The following is a 23,953-nucleotide window of genomic DNA, read 5'->3' as shown; positions in this document are numbered from 1 at the left end:
TATACACGATTTGCCGAGTTGTGCTGGTCGGGGTGGAGAGATTCGAACTCCCGACATCCTGGTCCCAAACCAGGCGCGCTACCAGGCTACGCTACACCCCGAACGGCGCATTGTAGCGAGGATGTCGGGAGTTGCCAAGCCTTAACGGTTCAGGGAATTGGCCATCATCTGAGCCAGCTCGGTGGCCAGCGACACGGAACTGGCTTCGACCATCACCCGCAGCACGGGTTCGGTGCCCGACGGACGAATCAGCACCCTGCCCTCGTTGCCCAGACGGGCCTTGGCCTCGGCGATGCTGGCCTGCAGTGCCTCGTGGCCCTGCCAGTCGAAGCCCTTCTTGACGCGGACGTTGATCATCTTCTGCGGCAGCAGGTGCAGGTCGCCGATCAGCTCGCCCAGCGTGGAGCCCGTGCGCTGCACGGCCGCCAGCACCTGCAGGGCGCTGATGGTGCCGTCGCCGGTGCTGTGCGCGTCCAGCGCCAGCAGGTGGCCCGAGTTCTCGCCCCCCAGCAGCCAGCCGCGCTGCTGCAGCAGCTCCAGCACGTGCCGGTCGCCCACCTTGGCGCGCTCGAAGGGGATGCCCTTGTCGGCCATGGCGCGCTCGAAGGCGTAGTTGGTCATCAGCGTGCCCACGACACCGTCGACCTTGCCGCGAGCCAGCCGGTCCATCACCATGATGTAGAGCAGCTCGTCGCCGTCGAAGATGCGGCCGGACGCGTCACACATGATCAGGCGGTCGGCGTCACCGTCCAGCGAGATGCCCAGGTCGGCACCATGGCGCAGCACGGCAGCCGCCATGGCTTTCGGGTGCACGGCGCCCACGCCGTCGTTGATGTTGACGCCGTTGGGCTCGGTGCCGATGGCAATGACCTCGGCGCCCAGCTCATGGAAGACGTGCGGAGCGGTGTGATAGGCGGCACCGTTGGCGCAGTCCACCACAAGCTTCAGCCCCTTCAGGTCCAGGCTGTAGGGGAAGGTGCTCTTGCAGAACTCGATGTAGCGGCCAGCGGCCCCATCGACGCGGTGGGCCTTACCCAGCTGGTTGGAATCGACACAGACGATGGGCTCGTCCAGCAGCGCCTCGATGGCCTCTTCCATCTCGTCGGGCAGCTTGTTGCCATCGGCCGAGAAGAACTTGATGCCGTTGTCCTCATAGGGATTGTGCGAGGCGCTGAGCACCACACCGGCGTTCAGGCGCAGGCCGCGCGTGAGGTAGGCAATGGCGGGCGTCGGGATGGGGCCGGTGACGTGCACGTCCACGCCGGCTGCGGTGAAGCCGGCCGTCAGCGCGGCCTCCAGCAGGTAGCCGGAGATGCGGGTGTCCTTGCCCAGCAGGACGGCGGGCTTGCCACGGGCGCCCTTGGAAAAGATCCGGCCGGCAGCATAGCCCAGGTGCATGACGAATTCCGGCGTGATGGGCGATTCACCCACCTTGCCCCGCACACCATCCGTCCCGAAATAACGACGTCCCATGATCTGTTTTTACTCCTTGGCAGGACGGCCCGAATGGCCATCCCCGATGTGAACGCTTCCGGCCGCTGCCGGAAGTCCTATGGCGGTCCAGACGGCCAGCGCCTGGACGGTTTCCGGTACATCATGCACCCGCACGATGGTGGCACCCATCTGCACTCCGGCCAGTGCGCCCGCCAGGCTGGCCGCCAGGCGACGCTCGACCGGCTGGCCCGTGATGGTCCCCAGCATGGACTTGCGCGACACGCCCACCAGCACCGGGGCAACCGATGCCCAGGCGGGAATGCCGCGGTACAGCGCCAGGTTGTGCGCCAGCGTCTTGCCGAAGCCGAACCCCGGGTCCAGGCAGATGCGCTCGGGCGCCACACCGGCATCCAGCAGCGCCTGGCGGCTGTCCATCAGGAAGCGCCCGACCTCGGCCACCACGTCGGCATAGACGGGGTTGGCCTGCATGGTGGCAGGTGAATCACCCAGCATGTGCATGGTGACGAGGCCCACGTCGCAGCCCGCCACGGCTGCCCTCGCCTCCAGGGTGCGAAAGCCGCTGATGTCGTTGATGATGCTGGCCCCGGCGGCAATGACGCGGGCCATCGTGCCCGGATGACGGGTATCGATGGACAGGGGCACGTCCAATCCGGCCAGCGCCTCGACCACCGGGGCGAGCCTGGCCCATTCCTCGTCCGGCGGCACGGCCTGCGCACCGGGCCGGGTGGATTCGGCGCCAATGTCGATGATGTCGGCACCTTCGTCGATCATCCGGCGTGCCGCGGCGACAGCCACGGTCGGGTCACGATGACGCCCGCCGTCGGAGAACGAGTCGTCAGTGACGTTGAGGATGCCCATGACCAGCGGCCGTTCCAGCGACAGCCGAAAGCGACCGCACTGCCAGAGGGCGGGTCGTGCGGTGTTGGCGACGGAATCGGACGGGGTCGGCGAGGACATCAGACGAAGGATGGACAAGAAAAAGCCGGTTAACGACGGCCGGCACGGACTGCTTCAGCGCCCTTCCTGGACCGAAGGGAGCGGCTGGACCGGGCCTGTGCGCTGGCTGCGGTCGATATCTTAACGGTTTCGCAGAAAAGCGACGGTGAACAACGCCCGCCCGACAAGGATTTGCCTGCTCTGAAAAAGCGAACCGGCCCTTGCGGGCCGGTGGCGAGCCAGACAGCGTTGCTATCCGGCCAGTGCGGGATCCCGTCCAGGGTGGCGGTGCCACCCCGGCGGAAGATCAGGCCGAAGCAGCCGGGTTGGGCTCCGACTCGACCGCAGGCGGCTGGGCCGGCGGAGTGCGCGGACCGTTGTCGGACTTGGGCGTCCAGTCCTTCGGCGGCTGCGGCGGCCGACCGGCCATGATGTCGTCGATCTGCTCGATGCCGATGGTTTCCCACTCCAGCAGGGCCTTGGCCATGGCGTGCATCTTGTCGGCGTTTTCCTCGATCAGGCGGCGGGCCAGCGAGTACTGCTCGTCGATGATGCGGCGGATCTCCTCGTCGACCTTACGCATGGTCTCTTCGGAAACGTTGGTCGTCTTGGTGACGGAGCGTCCCAGGAAGACCTCGCTCTCGTTCTCGGCGTAGACCATGGGGCCCAGCCGATCGCTCATGCCGTAGCGCGTGACCATGTCGCGCGCCAAGTGGGTGGCCCGCTCGAAGTCATTGGATGCGCCGGTGGTCATCTCGTTCATGAACACCTCTTCGGCAATGCGGCCACCAAAGAGCATGGAAATCTGGCTGAGCATGTAGACCCGGTCATAGCTGTAGCGGTCACGCTCGGGCAGCGACATGGTGACGCCCAGCGCCCGGCCACGCGGGATGATGGTGACCTTGTGGACCGGATCGGCCTTGGGCAGCAGGCGGCCCAGGATGGCGTGGCCGGACTCGTGGTAGGCCGTGCTGCGGCGCTCGTCCTCGGTCATGACCATGGAGCGGCGCTCGGTACCCATCAGGATCTTGTCCTTGGCACGCTCGAAGTCGATCATCTCGACCAGACGGCCATTGCGACGGGCGGCAAAGAGCGCAGCCTCGTTGACCAGGTTAGCCAGATCGGCGCCGGACATGCCGGGAGTGCCACGGGCCAGCACGTCAGCCTGCACATCGGGACCCACGGGCACCTTGCGCATGTGGACGTTGAGGATCTGCTCGCGACCACGGATGTCGGGCAGCGACACCACCACCTGGCGGTCGAAACGGCCCGGACGCAGCAGCGCGGGATCCAGCACGTCAGGACGGTTGGTGGCCGCGATGAGAATGATGCCCTGGCCGGTCTCGAAGCCGTCCATCTCGACCAGCAGCTGGTTCAGCGTCTGCTCGCGCTCGTCGTTGCCGCCGCCCAGACCGGCGCCCCGCTGACGACCCACCGCATCGATCTCGTCGATGAAGATGATGCAGGGGGCGTGCTTCTTGGCGTTCTCGAACATGTCGCGGACGCGGGCTGCACCCACACCGACGAACATCTCGACGAAATCGGAACCCGAGATGGAGAAGAACGGCACCTTGGCTTCACCGGCGATGGCACGCGCCAGCAGCGTCTTGCCGGTCCCCGGAGGACCGACCATCAGGACGCCACGCGGAATGCGGCCACCCAGCTTCTGGAAGCGGGAGGGATCGCGCAGGAAGTCGACCATTTCCTGGACTTCTTCCTTGGCCTCGTCGGCACCGGCCACATCGGCAAAGGTGACGGGGTTGTTGTTCTCATCCAGCATGCGCGCGCGGCTCTTGCCGAACGAGAAGGCCCCTCCCCGGCCACCGCCCTGCATCTGGCGCATGAAGAAGATCCAGACGCCGATGAGCAGCAGCATGGGGAACCACGAGATGAAGATCTGCATCAGCACCGATTGCTCTTCCTCGGGCTTGGCATTGACCTGAACGCCATACTTCATCAGGTCGCTGACCATCCAGATGTCGCCGGTGGACGGGACATACGTGGACAGAGTGCGCCCATCGCGGGTGCGCACACGCACGGCGCGACCATCGATCTGCACGCTGTCGACCTGGCCGTTCTCGGCCTCTTTCATGAATTGGGAATACGGAATGTCCCCGACACGCCCCTGCCGTGTCTCGAACTGTCGGAACACGGTAAACAGGACCAGGGCGATGATCACCCAGACGGCTGCTTTGGAAAACGCGTTATTCACCTGCTCTTCCTCATTGGGCATGCAGACCAAGCGCCTGCAGCCGGTTGATTCTACGCTGTTGCGTCGGATTTTCCGTGCTTTTGTACCGGACGGCACGAAGCCGTCCGTCAACAGCCCGTTTCGGCCACGATAGCCGCAGAAGCCGCCAGGATGGCGGCACAAACATGGTTTTAACCACGATTCGCGCCGCTACCCGCCGACTTCAGCCGGCGACCCAGCAGATAGGTTTCCGCCGAGCGGTCACGCGAGGCCTTGGGCTTGCGTGGTTGCACGACGGCGAAATGGTCCTTGAAAAGCCGCACCAGCTGGCTGTAGCCGCTGCCATGGAACACCTTGATGAGCAGCGCGCCGTCGGGCTTGAGCCAGCGGCTGGCGAAATCCACCGACAGCTCGGCCAGGTCCTGCATGCGCGCGGTGTCGGCGACCCCCACTCCGCTCAAGTTGGGGGCCATGTCCGACAAAACAAGATCGACCTTGCCGCCATCCAGCAGCGCCTCCAGCCGATCAAGCACGTCCTGCTCGCGAAAATCGCCCTGCAGGTAGTTCACGTCCGGGATGGGCTCCATGGGCAGCAGGTCCAGCGCAACGATCCGCCCCTGAATGGGCACCTGCGGGGCCTCGCCACGCAGGTCGTCGGCCTTGCGCACATCCTCGGCCAGATTTGGCGCCGCCAGACGCCGCCGGACGACCTGCGACCAGCTGCCCGGGGCCGAACCCAGGTCCACCACGGTCATGCCGGGACGGATGAGGTGGTCCTGCTCGTCGATGCCGATGAGCTTGAAGGCGGCCCGCGCCCGATAGTGGTGGCGCTGCGCCAGCTTCACGTAAGGGTCGTTCAGGTGGTCGTGAAGCCAGGCCCGGTTCACCTTCTTGCTGCGACTGCTCTGCATGGATGGGTCAAGTGAATGATATGGCACCCCGAAGGGAGGGACACGCTCTAGAATGAAGGGTCATGCGTGGGCACGGTGCCTACGACAGAAGATCATTCGACACGAGAAACATGCCTTCTTTGTTGCTGGAAAAGGCCGAGCGCAAGGCGCTGGCGGCCCAGGCCCATCCTCTGAATCCGGTCGTGCTGCTGGGCGCTGCCGGGCTCACGCCCGCAGTGCTGCAGGAAATCGACCGCGCCCTGGCGGCCCATGAGCTGATCAAGGTGCGGCTGGCCGGCATGGACCGGGATGCCCGGCAGGCGGCCAGCGAGCAGATCAGCGACAGCACGTCCAGCGCAGCGGTGCAGCTGATCGGCAACGTGCTGGTGCTTTACCGGCCGAAACCGGACGAGGACGATCCGGCCTGATGATAGCGTGGCCGACGCCGGCCACGCCTTGATATTTTCAAATCGGGGCCATTGGAATTTCCTCTGGCCCCTTTCCTGTGCAGCTCTGGCTGCTACGGTGGCTCAGCGATAGAGGACGTCCAGGATCTCGTACTCGCGCTCGCCGCCCGGTGCCTGGAAAGAGGCGACATCCCCGGCGTACTTGCCGATGAGGGCGCGGGCCAGCGGGCTGGCCACCGAGATCTTGGACAGCTTCAGGTCGGCTTCGTCCTCGCCGACGATCTGGTAGGTGACCTTGTCACCCGAATCGATGTCCTCAAGCTGCACGGTGGCGCCAAACACGACGCGACCGTCGGCGTCCAGTGCCGCCGGATCGATGATCTGGGCAGCCGACAGCTTGCCTTCCAGCTCGGCAATGCGCCCCTCGATGAAGCTCTGCCGCTCCTTGGCCGACTCGTATTCGGCGTTCTCGGACAGGTCGCCCTGGGCACGCGCCTCGGCAATGGCGTTGATCACGTTCGGCCGCTCGACCGACTTGAGGCGCTGCAGTTCGTCCTTCAGAAGCTGGGCGCCATGCTTGGTCAACGGAAAGGAGGTGGCCATGATGGAAGAGTCTCCAAAAAGACAAGACCCCGGGGCAGCGGGGAAGGCCTGAGCGGATACTGCAATCCAGACCTTCGCCGGTGCCTCGGGGCCCGGGTAGGGGTTGATGCCGGCCAGTTTACACGATTTAGCCGCATTGGGGCACGACTTCCATGATACAGAAGCCCCCTCGTCGGCGACGAAACGCGCCAATCAGACTCCGTATCTGTACATGGGGCCTACTGTCTGAAGCGATCCGGAGACACCGTCCCTGCCTGTCGTGGAAGAAGGCCATTGCTGGGTCAGAGAATCACCGCCCCCCTGTTCCAAGGCCCCATGCCAGGACGGCCCTGACCTACGCCATGGCAAGCCGACTTCCCTCAAGTTCAGAAATCAGCCTCTCATTGGAATTTCCTTTTTGGGACATTTATCCAACCTGCACACGCCCATCCCCTTCGAGATGGACTCAATATACACAACAACCATCCGAAAGAACTTCTTCCCATGACCTGGAACACGCATGAGCGCGATGAAAACAAGAAAGTTCATCATCATGACGAATATCAGCAGCCAGTCATGAAATTCCCGTTCAGGATATTCAAAACACCATTCTGCGAAGATCGACCTGAAAGCATCACCACCCCACAACTTAACGTAGCTTCCTTGTGATTAAAGGCATTAATAGCATGAAAAACAGTCGAGCCACACCAACCAAAGAGGAGGTAGCCATGAATCGACTGTTCTCCCTGCTGATTTCCTTCCTCATGCTGTTTTCCTTCAGTACAGCGTACGCGCAGCCAATAATCGTCGGAGAAGACTCTGCCCCCACATATCCAGAAAACCTTGTGGACGGGGGAGACCCTGCCGTCGCCATCGAAGAGGCCAGAAACGCCAATCCCGAGGAGTTTGCGTGGAAGGTCGATCAACTTCGGCAGAGCAAGGCACTCATGGCCCTCTTCAAGGGAGCTCCCGATGAAGAAACTGTCAAGTTCTATCTGGAGTTCTTTGCAATGCAAAGCTCCGTCGAACAGGTCAAGACATTTGTCGCCAATACGGAAGGAAAGCACTTTGAGGTATCTGGCACAGCAGACCGCCCCATCATCCAGCTGAAGGATGGAACGCCATCTGACAAGAACATTGCCACAAAAAGCTGTTGTGCCTGCTGGCAAGCCTATGTTGCTGCCTATTCGTACCACGCCGCTACTGGCGCATTGTGCGGTGGCGCTGGAGGTGCACTAGCCATTGCTACAGGCGGCACAGGCGCGGCCGCTGCCGTGACTTGCGGTCTGACAATGTGGCACATAGGATTCCTTCCAAACTTCGACAACGCATGCAACTGAAATGCAATGCATTGATAATGAATAGAACCCACTGACGGGCACGGCCGCTCCGGCTGCCTGGCCCAGCAGCAAAAAGGGGCTGGTCATGGACCAGCCCCTTTTCCTGTTCATCAACTGTCAGACACATCTCCGCTGCGTCTTCAGTAATGACGCACTTGCCGGCCGCGAGCCCGTATCAGACCCGGCCTGGCCGGCGTGCCATCAGCCCCTGCCCTGCCGGCGCTCCTTCAGATGCCCATGCAGCTGCTGCAGGGAATAGACATCGTGGGCAGCCTGGGATTCGAGGTGCATGCCCTCGACGGCAGCCAGAGCGCTGGCGATGGTCGTGTAGAAGGTGACGCGCTGCGCCAGCGCGGTGGTGCGGATGGCGCGGGAGTCCTGGATGGCGCTGCGCCGTTCTTCCACCGAGTTGATGAGCAGAGAGATCTCGCCGTTCTTCAGCATGTCGACCACGTGGGGGCGGCCTTCCTGCACCTTGTTGACCGGCGTGACCGGGATGCCGGCCTCGGCAATGGCGCCGGCCGTGCCCTTGGTGGCCACCAGCGAGAAGCCCATCTCGTGCAGGGTCTTCGCCACGCGGATGGCCCGGGGGCGGTCGATCTGCTTGACCGAGATGAAGGCCGTGCCTTCGGTGGGCATGCGCACGCCGCCCCCCACCTGCGACTTGATGAAGGCGGAGCCGAACGAGTAGTCGACCCCCATCACCTCGCCGGTGGACTTCATTTCGGGCCCCAGGATGGTGTCCACACCCGGGAACTTGTTGAAGGGGAAGACGGCTTCCTTGATGCAGAAGTAGTCGGGGATGACCTCTTCGGTGACGCCCTGCTCGGCCAGCGTCTTGCCGACCATGCAGCGTGCCGCCACCTTGGCCAGCTGCACGCCGGTGGCCTTGGAGACGAAGGGCACGGTACGCGAGGCACGCGGGTTCACTTCCAGCACGTAGACCCGTTCGGTGGGCGGCTGGCCTTCCTGTTCGGCCGGTTCGCGCTGGATGGCGAACTGCACGTTCATCAGGCCGCGCACCTTCAGCGCCTTGGCCATCAGCACGGTCTGACGCTTGATTTCCTCGACCAGGACCGGCGACAGCGAGTACGGCGGCAGCGAGCAGGCCGAATCGCCCGAGTGCACGCCCGCCTGTTCGATGTGCTCCATCACGCCGCCGATGACGACGCGCTCGCCGTCGCACAGGCAGTCCACGTCGACCTCGATGGCGTCGTTCAGGAAGCGGTCGAGCAGCACCGGGGAGTCGTTGCTGACCTTGACGGCCTCGCGCATGTAGCGCTCCAGGTCGCGCTGGTCATGGACAATTTCCATGGCCCGGCCACCCAGCACGTAGCTGGGCCGCACCACCAGCGGGTAGCCGATCTCGTTGGCCAGCTGGATGGCCTCACCTTCGGTACGCGCCGTGCGGTTGGGCGGCTGCAGCAGGCCCAGGCGGGTCAGCAGCTTCTGGAAGCGCTCGCGGTCCTCCGCAACGTCGATGGAGTCGGGCGAAGTGCCGATGATGGGCACACCGGCCGCTTCCAGCGCACGGGCAAGCTTCAGCGGCGTCTGGCCGCCGTACTGGACGATGACGCCGACCGGTTTTTCCAGCTCGACGATCTCCAGCACGTCTTCCAGCGTGACGGGCTCGAAGTACAGGCGATCGGAGGTGTCGTAGTCGGTGGAGACGGTCTCGGGGTTGCAGTTGACCATGATGGTCTCGAACCCGTCTTCACGCAGCGCGAACGACGCATGCACGCAGCAGTAGTCGAACTCGATGCCCTGCCCGATGCGGTTCGGGCCACCACCCAGCACGATGATCTTCTTGCGATCGGAGGGCTGCGCCTCGCACTCGTCCTCATAGGTGGAGTACAGGTAGGCGGTCTGCGTGGCGAACTCGGCCGCGCAGGTGTCCACCCGCTTGTAGACCGGCCGCACGCCCAGGCTGTGACGTAGCTTGCGGATCTCGTGCTCGGTGGTTTCCAGCAGGTAGCCCAGCCGGCGGTCGGAGTAACCCTTTTCCTTCAGCGTGCGCAGCGTCTCGGCATCCAGGTCGCCCAGCGTCATGGTGTCGAGCTGCAGCTCGATATCGACGATCTCCTTGACCTGCGCGAGGAACCACGGGTCGATCTTCGTGAGCGCATGGACTTCCTCGATGGTGAAGCCCTGGGCGAAGGCATCGCCCACGTACCAGATGCGCTCGGAACCAGGCTCGCCCAGCTCCTTCTCGATGACCTCGCGGTCGGTGGTCATCTGGTTGAGGCCGTCGACGCCGACCTCCAGGCCACGCATGGCCTTCTGCAGCGCCTGCTGGAAGGTGCGGCCGATGGCCATGACCTCGCCCACCGACTTCATCTGGGTCGTGAGACGGTTGTCAGCCTGCGGGAATTTCTCGAAGGCAAAGCGCGGGATCTTGACGACCACGTAGTCGATGGCGGGCTCGAACGACGCCGGGGTGGCACCACCGGTGATCTCGTTCTTCAGCTCGTCCAGCGTGTAGCCCACGGCCAGCTTGGCCGCCACCTTGGCGATGGGGAAGCCCGTGGCCTTGGAGGCCAGCGCCGAGGAGCGCGAGACGCGCGGGTTCATCTCGATGACGATCATCCGCCCGGTCTCGGGATGGATGGCGAACTGAACGTTGGAGCCACCCGTGTCGACGCCGATTTCACGCAGCACCGCGATCGAGGCGTTGCGCATCAGCTGGTATTCCTTGTCGGTCAGCGTCTGCGCCGGCGCCACGGTGATGGAGTCGCCGGTGTGCACGCCCATCGGATCCAGGTTCTCGATGGAGCAGACGATGATGCAGTTGTCCTCGCGGTCACGCACCACCTCCATCTCGAACTCTTTCCAGCCGATGAGGCTTTCCTCGATCAGCAGCTCGTTGGTGGGCGAGAGTTCCAGACCGGTCTTGCAAATGGTCTCGAATTCCTCGGCGTTGTAGGCGATGCCGCCGCCGGTGCCCCCCAGCGTGAAGCTGGGACGGATGATGACGGGGAAACCGATGTCGCGCTGGGCCTCCCAGGCCTCGTCCATGGAATGGGCAATGGCTGAACGCGCCGAACCCAGGCCGATGGATTCCATGGCCTGCTTGAACTTCTGGCGGTCTTCAGCCTTCTCGATGGCCTCGGGACGTGCGCCGATCAGCTCGACCCCGTACTTGTCCAGCACGCCGTGGCGGTGCAGGTCGAGGGCGCAGTTGAGCGCGGTCTGACCACCCATGGTGGGCAGGATGGCGCTGGGGCGCTCTTTCTCGATGATGCGTTCGAGGACCTGCCAGGTGATGGGCTCGATGTAGGTGACATCGGCCATGTCCGGGTCGGTCATGATGGTGGCCGGGTTGCTGTTGACCAGCACGACCCGGTACCCCTCCTGGCGCAGTGCCTTGCAGGCCTGGGCTCCGGAGTAGTCGAATTCGCAGGCCTGGCCGATGACGATCGGGCCGGCGCCGATGATCAGGATGCTTTCGAGGTCTGTACGCTTGGGCATGGCAGGATCACAGGCTGCGGTGCTCGGCCATCAGCCGGGCGAACCGTTCGAAGAGAGGAATGACGTCGTGGGGGCCGGGGCTGGCCTCGGGGTGGCCCTGGAAGCTGAAGGCCGGCGCGTCGGTGAGCTCGATGCCCTGCAGCGAGCCGTCGAACAGCGACACGTGGGTGACGCGCACCCGGGCGGGCAGCGAGTCGGCATCCACCGCAAAGCCATGGTTCTGACTGGTGATGCTGACGCGGCCAGTGTCGAGGTCCTTGACCGGGTGGTTGGCGCCGTGGTGGCCGAACTTCATCTTGACGGTGCGTCCACCGACAGCGAGGCCCAGCAGCTGGTGCCCCAGGCAGATGCCGAAGAACGGCACCTTGCGATCGAGGAAGGTGCGCAGCGCGTCAATGGCGTAGGTGCAGGGTTCCGGATCACCAGGACCGTTGGAGAAGAAGACGCCGTCGGGTTTCATGGCCAGCACGTCGGCCGCCGGCGTGGTGGCCGGCACGACGGTCACGTCGCAGCCCTGGTCGGCCAGCAGGCGCAGGATGTTGCGCTTGGTGCCGAAGTCGTAGGCGACGACGCGCAGGCGTCGGCCGTCCGGACCCGGTGCCTTTTCGTGCGGCTGGGCGCGATGACCGTCGGTGAGCGACCAGCTGCCCTCTTCCCAGACATAGGGCTTCTGCACGCTGACTTCCTTGGCCAGATCCATGCCGGCCAGGCCGGGGAAGGCACGTGCTGCAGCCAGGGCGGCATCGATGTCGAGCGGCGCATCGATATCGGCAGCGGCCACCAGACAGCCGCTCTGGGCGCCGCGCTCGCGCAGCAGCCGGGTGAGCCGGCGGGTGTCGATGCCGACCAGGCCGATCTTGCCGTGTTCCTTGAGAAGGTCAGGCAGCGATTGCTGGGCTCGCCAGCTGGAGACCTGCTGTGGCAGCGCCCGGATGACGAGACCAGCGACGTGCAGCGCCACCGATTCCATGTCTTCGGTGTTGGCGCCGGTGTTGCCGATCTGGGAGGCGGTGAGCGTGACGATCTGTCGTGCGTAGCTTGGGTCCGACAGAATTTCCTGGTAGCCGGTCATGGAGGTGTTGAAGACCACCTCTCCGGCGGAAAGCCCCGCCGCACCGAAGGAATATCCAGAAAACACGGTCCCGTCCGCAAGAACGAGAGCCGCACGGGGCAGCTTCGGAGCAAATGGATTCGGCATATCCCACCCGGTAGATAAACTGCTCGATTATGCCACAGCGAAAAAAGGCTTGCTGCAGCGCAACCCCGGCATCAACCTGCTTCGGCTTCGGCAATCAGGCGATCGACCAGCGGCGGCACGCCCTCGGCCGCGCGGGCTGCGATGACTTCGACGCCGGCCACGGCGGGCGGGCGCGGATCGACCAGGTAGCAGCGTGTACCCGGCTGCGCACATTCCAGCAGACCCGCGGCCGGATAGACCTGCATCGAGGTACCCACCACCAGCACCGCATCGGCCTGAGACACCCATTCCGCCGCCAGATCGATGAGCGGCACGGCTTCGCCGAACCAGACGATATGGGGACGCATGGGGTAGCCGTTCGGATCCCGGTCGGCCAGCGTCTGGTCGCGGGTCCAGTCCACCACGTAGTCGTCGTCGACGCTGCTGCGCAGCTTCTTGAGTTCACCATGCAGGTGCAGCACCTGGCGGCTACCTGCACGCTCGTGCAGGTCATCGACGTTCTGGGTGACGATGCGCACGTCGTAGTGGCCGGCCAGCCGGGCCAGCGCGTGGTGCGCCGCGTTGGGCTGCGCCTCGAGCAGCTGGCGTCGGCGCGCGTTGTAGAAATCGATGACCAGCTGCGGGTTGCGGGCGAAGGCTTCCGGCGTGGCCACCTGATCCACCCGATGCCCTTCCCACAGGCCATCGCTGTCACGGAAGGTCTTCAGGCCACTGTCGGCGCTGATGCCTGCACCACTGAGGACGACGATGCGTCGTTTCATGTCCACCTCGGCTCGTTGGATCGGGAAAGACAACATTGTCCCAGCAAGCGTGCCCGCAAAAAAGCCCGGGCAGGCGTGACAGGCACGCACTGCACCGGGCCGATCTCCAGCCGGGGAGGAACGACTCAGTCCTTCAGCAGGTTGTTGGACTTGAGCGCAGCCAGCCACTTGTCGGCGATGACGGCTTCACCCTGATCGTTGGGATGGAAGCGGTCACGCAGCATGGTGGTGGCGAAGCCGGCGTGCTGGTCCACCACGACAACCTTGGACTTGGCGGTGGACAGCGGCGCGATCTGCGAAACGATCTGGGCGTTGTAGGCAGCAACGCTGGCCTCTTCCGTCCCCCCTTCGGTGTTCAGGTAGGGAATGACCTGAGCCACCAGGATGGTGATGTCGTCGTCCGCGGCGCGCAGCGTCTCGATCATCGCCCGCAGCTGCGTGACAGCGTTGGCCACGCCATTGGCGGCGTCGTTGTGCAGGTTGTTGGTGCCGATGTGGATGACGGCCACGTCGGGCTCCTGATCACGCACGGCAGCCTTCAGGGTGCTGAGTGCCTGCGGCAGCGCAGTGTTGACCTGATCGACGCAGGCCCCCCAGTAGCCCTGGTGGGCGGTGTCGAACTCGGGCAGCTTGTAGACGCCGGTATCGACCGCCGTGGTGTTGTTGGCGCACGAGTTCACGTCGGCCGTGGACGTGCCCAGCCGGGTGCCCACGAAGTCCACCTGCGGCAGGCTGGCGTCGGTCATCAGGCCGTTCCAGAGATTGCGGCGGAAGCTGTCCTGGGCGGTGCCGGCCTGCGGGGCACTGCCCTGAGTGATCGAATCGCCGATGTACATGATGCGCACCACGTCGTCATCGTTGTCGGCGCTGTTGGCGATGGGCGCACGGCCACCGGCAGGTGCAACCCCCAGCTCGTCCACCTGCGTATCGGTGGCGGTGGTGAAGTTGACGGCCTTCCAGTCATTGGTGGCCAGCCGCAGCTGGCCGTTGCCCACGTCGGTAAGCGCAGCGCTGTAGGCGCCGGTGGAACCATTGGCGGTGCCCGACTGGACCCAGGCGTCGGTGGCCCAGGCAGCGGCCGTGTTGACCAGATACTTGGCGTTGGCGCGATCATCGGCGCCACCGGCCGTGTCCTGCACCAGACGGGTCTGGGCGGTGGTGAAGATGGCCTCCACCTGGGCCGGCTTCACCAGGCTCTGCGTGAAGGCAGCCTCAGGCCAGAAGCGGAACAGCTTGCCGGCCGTCATCTTGACCGAGACACCGCCGCTGGATTCAGCGCGCAGGCAGGTGCCCAGCTCGCAGGCCTGGGCGTCGCCGTTGTAGGCCGCGTTGTAGAAGGCGCCCCGCACCTGGTTGCTGTACTGCACACGGCTCCACTTGCCGCCGCTGCGCACGTAGGTTTCCAGGTTGCGCAGCTGCACGCGGGTGTTGGTGGCCGTGTTGTCGGCAGCGGTGAAGACCTGGCCATAGGCGCCCAGTGCGGTGGCCGTGGCCGGCGCCGTGGCGTTCTGGGCCGCGGCTGCCGTGGCGAAGTAGCCGGCGGTCAGCTCGGCAGAGGTGGATTCATGTGCGCCGGTGCGGGCCGCCTTGATGGCAGCCACCGAGTTGACTGCGCCCGTGGCCGTCGTGGTCGTGCCGGCGGCTCCAGTCGTGCCGGTCGTGCCCGTGGTCGTTCCGATCGCACCGGCATTGGTCGTGCTGGCGGTGTTGTTGTCGTTGCTGTCCGAGCCGCAGGCTCCCAGGACGAGGGAAACAGCGAGAAGCCCGGCGGTGGGCACTGCGCGAGAGATTTTCATGAAATGGATAAATCAGTAGCGCCCATGAGCCATGCCTTCGGAAGGGCTGGCCCGGACCGGACCCGGACATGGTCGATGCAAGGTCTGCACACCAGGAGCTGGCGGCCATGCCGGCACATGAAGCATCCTGCAGGAATTGTCCCGGCCTTTCGTGGCCCCGGGCAGGTTGAAAAGTGGCGGGCAGTGTAGCAGCGCCCCATCCCACCCTTTATTGCAGGATCACCCCGGCTGATACGCAAACCGAACAAAGCGCCGACATTGCTTGGCAAAAACGCTGCAGAAACGCAGCCGGATACGGTTTGCAGGGCGATATTTCCGGATATTTACCGAACATCCATCGCCACAACACCCATGAATGGTGAATACATTAAGAAGATACACGCCCACACGAAACAAACGGTCACGCTTTTCCAATAAACGATACGACCGAGACGTCTGAACCCGGCAACCCATACACCAGGCTCAGACATGCAGGGACATGCGCGGGGAAAAGCCCCCTTGTCACCGATGGAAGAAGTGGCGGTGCAGGGCCCACAAAAAAGCCCGGGCAGGCGTGACATGCACGCACCGCACCGGGCCTGGGTATCCGATGTCTGCAGCGAAGGGGCTACACGTTGCGCCTGTCGCGCAATGCCTGGGCCACCGTGGCTGCATCCACATATTCCAGCTCGCCGCCCAGTGGCACGCCGCGGGCCGGGCGGCTGACCGACAGACCACGGGCGGTGAGCACTTCAGAGAGGTAATGGGCGGTGGCCTCCCCTTCCTGGGTGAAGTTGGTGGCCAGCACCACTTCCCTGACCACACCGTCGGTGGCGCGCGCCAGCAGGCGCTCGAACTGCAGGTCGGACGGCCCGATGCCGTCCAGCGGCGAGAGCCGGCCCATCAGCACGTAATAGAGTCCCTGATAGGCGCGGGTGTGCTCGATGACCAGCTGGTCAGCTGGATTTTCCACCACGCACAGCAGTGCGGGATTGCGCGTCTCGTCACTGCAGATATCGCACAGCTCGTGTTCGGTGAGCGTGTTGCAGCGGCTGCAGTGCCGCACCCGCTCAAGGGCCTGCGCCAGCCCCTCGGACAGGCGCCGGGCAGCATCGCGGTCGCGCTGCAGCAGGTGAAAGGCCAGCCGCCTGGCCGAGCGCGGGCCCACGCCAGGCAGTCCACGCAGGGCGAGGATCAGTTCATCGAGGGCGGCCGGGTCCTTCACGCGCAGTCAGCCATCAGAACGGCATCTTGAAGCCCGGGGGCAGCGGCAGGCCGGCGGTGACGGCCGACATCTTTTCCTGGGCGGTCTGCTCGGCACGGCGCAGTGCATCGTTGACGGCCGCGGCCACCAGATCTTCCAGCATGTCCTTGTCGTCGGCCAGCAGGCTGGGGTCGATGGCGATGCGGCGCACATCGTTGCGGCAGGTCATCACCACCTTCACGAGGCCGGCGCCGGACTGGCCTTCCACCTCGATGTCGGCCAGCGAGTCCTGCACCTTCTTCATGTTGTCCTGCATCTGCTGGGCCTGCTTCATCAGCCCGGCCAACTGGTTCTTCATCATGACGATTTCTCTCCATCGAGGGGTTTGATCGAATCCGGCAGTATGGTGGCTCCGAACTCTTCAAGCAATGTCCGGACGAAAGGATCGGCCTTGATGGCCTCTTCACTCTCGGCCTGGCGACGCGCCTGTTGTTCGGATGCACGTGCGGCCGCGGTCTGGCCACCGGTCTGGCCCACCGTGACCTGCAGCTGCACCCCGGCACCGAAGTGGTCGGCCAGCAGCTCGCGGGCACGCTCAACCAGCGAGGGCTCAGCCAGATGGCGGATGGGCACCTGCACCTGAAAGACCTGCCCCTGCACGCCCTTCAGCTCGCTCTGGGCCAGCAGCTGGCGCACGGCGCCCTGGGCATGCAGGCGCGCCACGAGGCTCGGCCAGTCGCCGTCGAAATCCAGCGTGCTGGCGATGGCGGGCGCGTCGGCCGCGGGGGTTGCGCCTGGCGCCACGGGTGCCTCTGTCCCGGTGCGTGCATGGGGCGCGGCGGGCGTATTGGATGCGGCAGGCGCATGGGCCGCCGCAGGAGCATGTGCAGCGGCATGTGTCACGGCAGGCGCTGCCGCAGCGGGGGCCTTCACGGCAGGCGGTACCGAAATGGGCGGTTGCACAGCAGATGCGCGCGACGCGGGTGCCTGCATGGCCGGTGTGGACGCGGCGGGTTCATGCGTGACAGGCGCGTGCGTGGCGGGCGCATGGGGCGCCGGAGCCGACGCTGCAGGAGCATCAGGCCCGGTACCACGGGATGCCTGCGACCGGCGGTCGGCCGAGGTGTCGAAATAGAGATCCTGCCGTGCCGGTCGAGGCCGGTCGTCGTCGGCCGCGGGCCGGGCGGACGACTCACCGCCTGCGGGCTGGCGCGCGCCCGTCTGACGCGGGGCGGCAGCCGGCGTACCCGACACGGGCGCTTGCCGAGCCCCCCCAGGACCATTGCTGCCACGGGCCACCATGGCGGCAGCCATCTGGCGAGCACGAGCGCGCGCATCCATGGCGGCATCGCCCCCCGGCCCTGATGACGCCATACCCGGGCCGGCATCCGGGCCGCCCGCGGTATCGGCGTGCAGCGCCCCTCTGGCGGCGGCCGGTTGCCCCGGTGCCTGCGCGCCCGTCTGGCCAGCAGCACGATCCGGCGTACCGCCAAAGGACGACCGCGCCGCGCCGCCCGGTGCCGCCATGCCACGCGCTGCCGCCGAGCCATGGCCCGGCGCGGCGGCACCATCGTCCACGGCAGTCAGCGCGCCCAGCGCCAGATTGTCGGCACGGAAAGCCAGCATCCGCAGCAGGGTCATCATGAAGCCGGTCTGGGCATCGGGCGCCAGCGACAGGTCACGCACGCCATGGATGGCAATCTGATACCAGACCTGCACATCGGAAGGATCCATCTGCGCCGCCAGCACGTGCGGCTCGCCCTGGCCCACCTGGGCCAGCGCCACCCGTTGCAGCTCGGCGGCCATGGCCATCAGGATCTGGGCATGGGCCACGTTGCGGGCCGCCATGCTGTCGGCCTGCTGCACCACGGCAGCGGCATCGCCGGCGGCCAGCAGCGCCAGCAGTTCGGGCGCCAGGTCTTCATCGACCGTGCCGAGCATCTCCTGCACGGTGGCCTGCTTCACCTGCCCCGCGCCCAGCGCGATGGCCTGGTCGAGCAGCGACAGACCGTCGCGCATGCTGCCCCCGGCGGCCTTGCCGATCAGCTCAAGGCTCCGTTCTTCATAGGGAATGTCTTCGGCCTGCAGGACGTTGGCCAGGTGTCCGGCCACGGTGGCCGGGCTGACGTTGCGCAGACCGAACTGCATGCAGCGCGACAGCACGGTGACTGGCACCTTCTGCGGATCAGTGGTGGCCAGCACGAAGATGACGTGGGGCGGCGGCTCTTCCAGCGTCTTCAGCATGGCGTTGAAGGCGTGGGTGGAGAGCATGTGGACCTCGTCGATGACGAAGACCTTGTAGCGGCCCACCGTGGGCAGGTAGGCAGCGTTTTCCAGCACCACCGCCATTTCCTCGACCTTTCGGTTGGAGGCCGCGTCCATCTCCAGATAGTCGGGAAAGCGCCCCTCGTCCACGCCCCGGCAGGCCGAGCACTCACCGCAGGGATGCGAGCTGACGCCCTTTTCGCAGTTCAGGGCCTTGGCCAGGATGCGGGCGATGGTGGTCTTGCCCACGCCCCGGGTGCCGGTGAGCAGGTAGGCATGGTGAAGCCGCTGGTTGTCGAGTGCGTGGCGCAGCGCGCGCACGACCGTGTCCTGTCCGACCAGGGAATCGAAGTCGCGCGGGCGCCATTTGCGGGCCAGCACCTGATGGCTGCCGGAGGGAGAAAGTGACTGCACCGGGTTCCTTGCCGGAGCCACGGGGGCGCACCGGGCGGAAAGACTGGAAGACGGGAGGCGCCGCAGGGCCTGTAGCACCCTGTACCGGCGAGATATGAGGGGGACGAGCCGAACCCTCGGCACTTGCGGGATTCGGTTATGGCTGCTTCCTTCCGGACCTGACCAGGTTCCCGAGCCACAATGCGAGGAGGCCCGTCCGCTGGCGATTGTATATCAAGGCGCCGCAACGGCAAGTTCGGGCATGCCCGCACGCATCCGCCCCGGAATCTGCCGCCGCCCTCCCTGCATGGGCCTCCGGCACGCCCGCCCCGGGCCTCGAAGACAGCCGTTCCGGCAGGGCATCATGTCGTATCGACATATGTGTCATTCCCGAGACGATACATGCAGCCGTCGGACCGACGGATGGCATTGATTCCCTGCCATCCACCCCGATCTGACGGAAAGAGGCCTGGATACGGGCTTTGGCACGGTACGGGGCAGCGGCATTCGCGCCCCCGCCCCCGCCCTCCGGCGGCATCCAGGCTTGCGTGCCCTGCACCTCCCGGTGGCCAGCCGTGTTATTTTTAGCGTCCGAACAGGAGAGTTCCAGAAAACCCATGGGTATCAAAAACGTTTCCGCCGATTCCTTCGACACCGATGTGCTGAAGTCCGACGTGCCGGTTCTGGTCGATTTCTGGGCCGAATGGTGCGGCCCCTGCAAGCTCATCGCCCCGATCCTCGACGAGGTCTCGCACGACTACTCCGACCGCATGGCTGTGGCCAAGGTCAACGTCGACGATAGCCAGGCCATTGCCGCCAAGTACGGCATCCGTGGCATTCCCACGCTGATGCTGTTCAAGAACGGCACGCTGGTGGGCACCAAGGTGGGCGCCGTCTCCAAGGGCCAGCTCACCGCCTTCCTCGACAGCAACCTCTGATCCCGGGTGCCGACAGCGCGGTGCCTGCACGCAGCGCCGGCCCGGCCGGCCGTTCCTGCAGTTGCACTGCCTTGGCACAGCCCCTTCGCACGGAGCATCCCGCTCGACCGACCTTCAGCCGGCCGTCTCGGTGCTCCCCTCGTCGCGCCATGTGACCGGCGTGGCGAAATCTGCGGCCGGTTTGTGTGATTTTTTTGCACATGCAGGTCATTCGTAGTACAGTGCGAACCCGAACCTGATCGGGCACTCGCCCCTGACAGACCGGCACTGCATCTGCCGGCTGCGGGTCCGATGCGCAACGGGCCATCTGCCGCAGCGCTCTGCACCGCGTGCACGCGCTGCCTGCCCGGATCCTCCGGAAGAACCGACCGCCGAGCCAGAAGCCCGGCAGGAACGGCGCACAAAGGTGCCGGCACGGTTTTCCGGACCTCTCCGGAACATCCCGGCTCTGCCCGTCGGCTTTCCAGCCATCGCGCCCAGCAGGCAATCTCCCGGCCACCGAGCCTGCGTTTCCCGGTCGGCCTCCGCTCTTGTCACCGTCGCCCACAGGCGCTCCTGCTCTGTCAGGTCCGCCCGGCGCGCGGCCACACCCCCATTCCATCCTCCGAAGTCTTGCCATGCCGGCATCGTTTCCGGCGGGGCCGATTCCGACCAACCCTCATCCGTTCCAATCTATGTACCTGTCCGAGCTGAAGGCCCTGCATATTTCGCGCCTGATCGAAATAGCGCAAAGCCTGGAGATCGAAGCTGCCAACCGCCTGCGCAAGCAGGAGCTGATGTTCGCCATCCTCAAGCGCAAGGCGCGCAACGGCGACCAGATCTTCGGGGACGGCGTGCTGGAGGTCCTGCCCGACGGCTTCGGCTTCCTGCGCACCCCCGAGACCTCCTACCTGGCCAGCCCGGACGACATCTACATCTCGCCCTCGCAGATCCGCCGCTTCAATCTGCACACCGGCGACTCGATCGAGGGTGAGGTGCGCACGCCGAAGGATGGCGAGCGCTACTTCGCGCTGGTGAAGGTGGACCGCATCAACGGCGCGCCCCCCGAGCACTCCAAGCACAAGATCCTCTTCGAGAACCTGACGCCGCTGCACCCGGACGAGGTGCTGCGTCTGGAGCGCCCCGACCTGCTGACCGACGAGAACGTCACCGGCCGGATCATCGACATCATCGCCCCCATCGGCAAGGGCCAGCGTGGCCTGATCGTGGCCCCGCCCAAGAGCGGCAAGACGGTGATGATGCAGCACATCGCGCATGCCATCACCACCAACCATCCCGATGCCGTCGTCATCGTCCTGCTGATCGACGAGCGCCCCGAGGAAGTGACGGAGATGCAGCGCTCGATCCGCGGCGAAGTGGTCTCCTCCACCTTCGACGAGCCCGCCACCCGCCACGTGCAGGTGGCCGAGATGGTCATCGAGAAGGCCAAGCGCCTGGTCGAGCACAAGAAGGACGTGGTGATCCTGCTGGACTCCATCACCCGCCTGGCCCGTGCCTACAACACCGTGGTGCCCTCCTCCGGCAAGGTGCTGACCGGTGGTGTGGACGCCAACGCCCTGCAGCGGCCCAAGCGCTTCTTCGGCGCGGCCCGCAACATCGAGGAAGGCGGCTCGCTCACCATCCTGGCCACGGCACTGATCGACACCGGCAGCCGCATGGACGAGGTGATCTACGAGGAGTTCAAGGGCACCGGCAACATGGAGATCCACCTGAACCGGCGGATGATGGAAAAGCGCATCTTCCCGGCCATGGACATCAACCGTTCCGGCACCCGCCGCGAGGAACTGCTGATCAAGCCCGAGATCCTGCAGAAGGTCTGGATCCTGCGTCGCCTGCTGCACGACATGGACGAGCTGCAGGCCATGGAGTTCCTGCTGGATAAAATGAAGGCCACGAAGAACAACACCGAGTTCTTCGACATGATGAAGAAGTGAGCCCCATGCACATCCGCCTGAAGGACCTGACCTATCCCGCCATCGCCCTGGTGGTGGCCCTGCTGCTGCGCTACCTGGTGGTGGAATCCACCGACCTGGCCCTGCACTGCGACATGCACCGATGGGAAGGCTGGTGCGGTGTGCGCACGGCGCTGGTGCTGTCGTTCTTCCGGCAGGACCTGGGCTGGGTGGCCCTGGTGCTGTCGCTGCTGGCCTGCTGGCGCCAGAACCTGCTGATGGCGCGGCTCTCGCTGGCCCTGGCTGTGGCCGGACTCATCCTCTACTCGTATGAGCCGGCTGCCGTAGCGGCGCTGGTGGCCGCCATGCTGCTGGCACGCCTGGACGTGAAGGCGCGCCGACTGGCACAGCCCGCCTGACGGGCATCACCCCCGCAGCACCTCCGCGTCCGATCATCGGACGGCGGAAAGAAAAAGGGCCTCTCACGAGGCCCTTTTTCATATCCGGGCAACGCCCGGCTCAACCGCTTCCTCAGTGCTCGTCCTGCGCCGGCATCCAGAAGCGGCCATCGGTGGCCACCGCAGCCAGCGCCACCACCGTGGCGCCAAACGTCAGCGACTGGCCATTGGCAAAGCCCTCGATGAACACGAAGGCGATGCTGCCAAGCACGCAGACAGCGGCGAGCACGCGCTCTTCCACGGCCCCCGCCAGCCGCAGGCCGGCCAGTCGGGCCATGGCCAGCCCCAGCAGCGGCAGCATGTACAGCACCGTCGGGAAGCCCCGGTAGCGGGCATCAAAGAGCAGCAGCAGGGTCATGATGGCAGCTGCGAACAGCAGGAAGCTGCGGCACACGCCCAGCCAGTCCAGCGCGTCGAAGTGCGCGCGCCGACGCCGCCACAGCGTGTTGAATGACGGCACGGTCAGGCCCACCAGCGACGAGGCCCCCTGACCGGCCCGCCGGTCGGAACGCCCCAGGGCCAGCAGCTGCGCCACCCGGAACATCAGCACCAGCGATGCTGCCCCCAGCAGCACGGTGGCGCCCCATTCCAGCGGATTGCGGTTCCAGACCATGCCATAGCGCAGCTGCGCCACCACGAGACCTCCGGTTGCCGCCCCCAGGGCCATCACCTGCACCTGGGACAGCCGTTCGGTCAGCTGCCAGCGGCGGGACAGCCCCAAGGCAGCCGCCAGGCCGATGACGGCCCCCAGCCAGCCCAGATACCAGTACGGATCTTCCGCGACCGGGCCGGTGGCGGGGAACTTGGCCTGGCCATCACTGTCGAAGACCCCCCAGTTGCCGCCCATGGCGCCTTCCTGGCCCCGCTTCCAGGGCTGGTCGAAGCCCTCGATGAAGTTGTAGTTCAGGTGGTGGTCAGCCGCGGCCTGGCTGAACTCGCGCATGAAGCGCGCCTGGTTGACACGGCTGGCCACGGCCGCATCCCGCTGGCGGCCTTCGCTGGGCCAGCCAGTCTCGCCGATCAGCACGTCCTTGCCATTGAACATCTGGCGCATGCGCTCGGCCGTGCCGGTGATGTGGTCGATGGCGGCGTGGATGCCCACCGGGTGATCTTCCCAGTACGGCAGGATGTGGACGGTGACGAACGAGACGTGCCGGGCCAGCTCGGCGTTCTCGCTCCAGAACTCCCAGACATCGGCGTAGGTCACGGGCACGTCAACGGCACTGCGCACCTGATCGATGTACGCACCCATCTGCTGGGCCGACTGCTCGCGGCGCAGCAGCACCTCGTTGCCCACAACGATGCCGCGGATGGTGTCGGGGTATTCGCGGGCCAGCTGGATGGCACGCTGGATCTCGATGTCGTTCTTGTCGCGCTCACGGCCGATCCAGACACCCAGCAGCACCTTCATGCCCAGCGACTTGGCCACCTCGGGCACCTTGTCCAGCCCCTGGATGACCGAATAGGTGCGCACGCACTGCGAACGGGCGGCCAGGATGGACAGGTCTTCACGCAGCCGCGCTTCCGAGACCATGGCGCCGGGATCCAGCGGGGTCTCGCCGGGCTTGCGGAACGGCGCATAGGAGACGCACTGCAGCTTGTTGTCGGCCGCATCGACCATCGGCTGCGGCGTGCCTTGGGCGCGCCACCAGGCCAGCACCAGCAGGGCCGCCAGCACGCTCAGCAGGGTCATCCAGCGGGAACGGTTGCGGGACAGGAAATCGAACATGGGAATGGTCTGTGACGATCGATGGGAAGGAGCACCCGGCAGGCCCTGGGATGCCGGAACGGCAGGATGGC

The 23,953-nt window shown here is 65.5% G+C and carries 19 protein-coding genes, 1 tRNA gene and 1 other RNA gene; 6 read left to right on the top strand and 15 right to left on the bottom strand.

Features of this window, described 5'->3' with window-relative positions; genetic code table 11:
* Positions 1-24: 24 nt before the first annotated feature.
* From EL249_RS06560 to EL249_RS06540, 5 genes are all read right to left on the bottom strand, one after another.
* Positions 25-101: transfer RNA gene (locus tag EL249_RS06560), tRNA-Pro, on the bottom strand.
* 40 nt (positions 102-141) lie between these two features.
* Complete coding sequence (gene glmM / locus EL249_RS06555) at positions 142-1,473, bottom strand: phosphoglucosamine mutase (protein WP_005673581.1); 1,332 nt, start codon at positions 1,471-1,473, stop codon at positions 142-144.
* 9 nt (positions 1,474-1,482) lie between these two features.
* Positions 1,483-2,412: a dihydropteroate synthase gene (folP, locus tag EL249_RS06550; RefSeq protein ID WP_050781878.1), complete on the bottom strand. Its 930-nt coding sequence runs from the start codon at positions 2,410-2,412 to the stop codon at positions 1,483-1,485.
* A gap of 286 nt (positions 2,413-2,698) precedes the next feature.
* Entirely contained in the window at positions 2,699-4,603 is a 1,905-nt protein-coding gene (gene ftsH, locus EL249_RS06545) for an ATP-dependent zinc metalloprotease FtsH (RefSeq protein ID WP_040531324.1), read from the bottom strand.
* 170 nt (positions 4,604-4,773) lie between these two features.
* Positions 4,774-5,493 (bottom strand): RlmE family RNA methyltransferase, encoded by a 720-nt coding sequence (locus EL249_RS06540; RefSeq protein ID WP_005673585.1) that lies wholly within the window; start codon positions 5,491-5,493, stop codon positions 4,774-4,776.
* A gap of 110 nt (positions 5,494-5,603) precedes the next feature.
* Between EL249_RS06540 and yhbY the strand changes: the two genes are divergently transcribed.
* Positions 5,604-5,900 (top strand): ribosome assembly RNA-binding protein YhbY, encoded by a 297-nt coding sequence (gene yhbY / locus EL249_RS06535; protein ID WP_005673586.1) that lies wholly within the window; start codon positions 5,604-5,606, stop codon positions 5,898-5,900.
* 102 nt (positions 5,901-6,002) lie between these two features.
* On the opposite strand, the gene greA is transcribed toward yhbY, so the two are convergent.
* On the bottom strand, positions 6,003-6,482 hold the full coding sequence (gene greA, locus EL249_RS06530) for a transcription elongation factor GreA (RefSeq protein WP_005673587.1): 480 nt from the start codon (positions 6,480-6,482) through the stop codon (positions 6,003-6,005).
* Between the two features lie 483 nt (positions 6,483-6,965).
* Here greA and EL249_RS13180 point away from each other — a divergent pair, with 483 nt between their 5' ends.
* Positions 6,966-7,130, top strand: coding sequence for a hypothetical protein (locus EL249_RS13180; RefSeq protein WP_005673588.1), 165 nt, complete (start codon positions 6,966-6,968; stop codon positions 7,128-7,130).
* Between the two features lie 59 nt (positions 7,131-7,189).
* Entirely contained in the window at positions 7,190-7,801 is a 612-nt protein-coding gene (locus EL249_RS06525; RefSeq protein ID WP_005673589.1) for a hypothetical protein, read from the top strand.
* 201 nt (positions 7,802-8,002) lie between these two features.
* Here the strand turns inward: EL249_RS06525 and carB are convergent, their stop codons facing one another.
* The 8 genes from carB to ffs all read right to left on the bottom strand — a co-directional run bounded on the left by carB (position 8,003) and on the right by ffs (position 19,083).
* Positions 8,003-11,269: a carbamoyl-phosphate synthase large subunit gene (gene carB / locus EL249_RS06520; protein ID WP_005673590.1), complete on the bottom strand. Its 3,267-nt coding sequence runs from the start codon at positions 11,267-11,269 to the stop codon at positions 8,003-8,005.
* 7 nt (positions 11,270-11,276) lie between these two features.
* Positions 11,277-12,467: a glutamine-hydrolyzing carbamoyl-phosphate synthase small subunit gene (gene carA, locus EL249_RS06515; RefSeq protein WP_005673591.1), complete on the bottom strand. Its 1,191-nt coding sequence runs from the start codon at positions 12,465-12,467 to the stop codon at positions 11,277-11,279.
* A gap of 71 nt (positions 12,468-12,538) precedes the next feature.
* Positions 12,539-13,228, bottom strand: coding sequence for an SIR2 family NAD-dependent protein deacylase (locus EL249_RS06510; protein WP_040529892.1), 690 nt, complete (start codon positions 13,226-13,228; stop codon positions 12,539-12,541).
* Positions 13,229-13,353: 125 nt separating this feature from the next.
* Positions 13,354-15,024, bottom strand: coding sequence for a GDSL-type esterase/lipase family protein (locus tag EL249_RS06505; protein ID WP_005673593.1), 1,671 nt, complete (start codon positions 15,022-15,024; stop codon positions 13,354-13,356).
* Positions 15,025-15,631: 607 nt separating this feature from the next.
* Positions 15,632-16,234, bottom strand: coding sequence for a recombination mediator RecR (gene recR, locus EL249_RS06500; protein ID WP_126348117.1), 603 nt, complete (start codon positions 16,232-16,234; stop codon positions 15,632-15,634).
* 7 nt (positions 16,235-16,241) lie between these two features.
* Positions 16,242-16,568: a YbaB/EbfC family nucleoid-associated protein gene (locus tag EL249_RS06495; protein WP_005673596.1), complete on the bottom strand. Its 327-nt coding sequence runs from the start codon at positions 16,566-16,568 to the stop codon at positions 16,242-16,244.
* Positions 16,565-18,886, bottom strand: coding sequence for a DNA polymerase III subunit gamma/tau (dnaX, locus tag EL249_RS06490; RefSeq protein ID WP_005673597.1), 2,322 nt, complete (start codon positions 18,884-18,886; stop codon positions 16,565-16,567). The genes EL249_RS06495 and dnaX overlap by 4 nt, the downstream gene beginning before the upstream one ends.
* 99 nt (positions 18,887-18,985) lie before the next feature.
* Positions 18,986-19,083: signal recognition particle sRNA small type (gene ffs / locus EL249_RS06485), an RNA gene on the bottom strand.
* A gap of 399 nt (positions 19,084-19,482) precedes the next feature.
* Between ffs and trxA the strand changes: the two genes are divergently transcribed.
* The 3 genes from trxA to EL249_RS06470 all read left to right on the top strand — a co-directional run bounded on the left by trxA (position 19,483) and on the right by EL249_RS06470 (position 22,114).
* Positions 19,483-19,803 (top strand): thioredoxin TrxA, encoded by a 321-nt coding sequence (gene trxA, locus EL249_RS06480; RefSeq protein ID WP_005673599.1) that lies wholly within the window; start codon positions 19,483-19,485, stop codon positions 19,801-19,803.
* 674 nt (positions 19,804-20,477) lie between these two features.
* Complete coding sequence (gene rho / locus EL249_RS06475) at positions 20,478-21,737, top strand: transcription termination factor Rho (protein ID WP_005673600.1); 1,260 nt, start codon at positions 20,478-20,480, stop codon at positions 21,735-21,737.
* Positions 21,734-22,114: a hypothetical protein gene (locus EL249_RS06470; protein WP_148669029.1), complete on the top strand. Its 381-nt coding sequence runs from the start codon at positions 21,734-21,736 to the stop codon at positions 22,112-22,114. Before rho ends, EL249_RS06470 begins: the two co-directional genes overlap by 4 nt.
* 112 nt (positions 22,115-22,226) lie before the next feature.
* Here the strand turns inward: EL249_RS06470 and EL249_RS06465 are convergent, their stop codons facing one another.
* Positions 22,227-23,882, bottom strand: coding sequence for a glycoside hydrolase family 17 protein (locus EL249_RS06465; protein WP_005673602.1), 1,656 nt, complete (start codon positions 23,880-23,882; stop codon positions 22,227-22,229).
* Between the last annotated feature and the right edge of the window lie 71 nt (positions 23,883-23,953).

The organism is Lautropia mirabilis, assembly GCF_900637555.1.
In the GTDB taxonomy this organism is placed as follows: domain Bacteria; phylum Pseudomonadota; class Gammaproteobacteria; order Burkholderiales; family Burkholderiaceae_E; genus Lautropia; species Lautropia mirabilis.
This window is presented reverse-complemented; position numbering and strand designations above follow the sequence as displayed.

What these genes read in the sequence shown, in the direction of transcription:
- glmM (WP_005673581.1), bottom strand. Translation starts at nt 1,473, where the DNA reads ATGGGACGTCGTTATTTCGGGACGGATGGTGTGCGGGGCAAGGTGGGT.
- folP (WP_050781878.1), bottom strand. Translation starts at nt 2,412, where the DNA reads ATGTCCTCGCCGACCCCGTCCGATTCCGTCGCCAACACCGCACGACCC.
- EL249_RS06540 (WP_005673585.1), bottom strand. Translation starts at nt 5,493, where the DNA reads ATGCAGAGCAGTCGCAGCAAGAAGGTGAACCGGGCCTGGCTTCACGAC.
- yhbY (WP_005673586.1), top strand. Translation starts at nt 5,604, where the DNA reads ATGCCTTCTTTGTTGCTGGAAAAGGCCGAGCGCAAGGCGCTGGCGGCC.
- greA (WP_005673587.1), bottom strand. Translation starts at nt 6,482, where the DNA reads ATGGCCACCTCCTTTCCGTTGACCAAGCATGGCGCCCAGCTTCTGAAG.
- EL249_RS13180 (WP_005673588.1), top strand. Translation starts at nt 6,966, where the DNA reads ATGACCTGGAACACGCATGAGCGCGATGAAAACAAGAAAGTTCATCAT.
- EL249_RS06525 (WP_005673589.1), top strand. Translation starts at nt 7,190, where the DNA reads ATGAATCGACTGTTCTCCCTGCTGATTTCCTTCCTCATGCTGTTTTCC.
- carB (WP_005673590.1), bottom strand. Translation starts at nt 11,269, where the DNA reads ATGCCCAAGCGTACAGACCTCGAAAGCATCCTGATCATCGGCGCCGGC.
- carA (WP_005673591.1), bottom strand. Translation starts at nt 12,467, where the DNA reads ATGCCGAATCCATTTGCTCCGAAGCTGCCCCGTGCGGCTCTCGTTCTT.
- EL249_RS06510 (WP_040529892.1), bottom strand. Translation starts at nt 13,228, where the DNA reads ATGAAACGACGCATCGTCGTCCTCAGTGGTGCAGGCATCAGCGCCGAC.
- EL249_RS06505 (WP_005673593.1), bottom strand. Translation starts at nt 15,024, where the DNA reads ATGAAAATCTCTCGCGCAGTGCCCACCGCCGGGCTTCTCGCTGTTTCC.
- EL249_RS06495 (WP_005673596.1), bottom strand. Translation starts at nt 16,568, where the DNA reads ATGATGAAGAACCAGTTGGCCGGGCTGATGAAGCAGGCCCAGCAGATG.
- trxA (WP_005673599.1), top strand. Translation starts at nt 19,483, where the DNA reads ATGGGTATCAAAAACGTTTCCGCCGATTCCTTCGACACCGATGTGCTG.
- rho (WP_005673600.1), top strand. Translation starts at nt 20,478, where the DNA reads ATGTACCTGTCCGAGCTGAAGGCCCTGCATATTTCGCGCCTGATCGAA.
- EL249_RS06465 (WP_005673602.1), bottom strand. Translation starts at nt 23,882, where the DNA reads ATGTTCGATTTCCTGTCCCGCAACCGTTCCCGCTGGATGACCCTGCTG.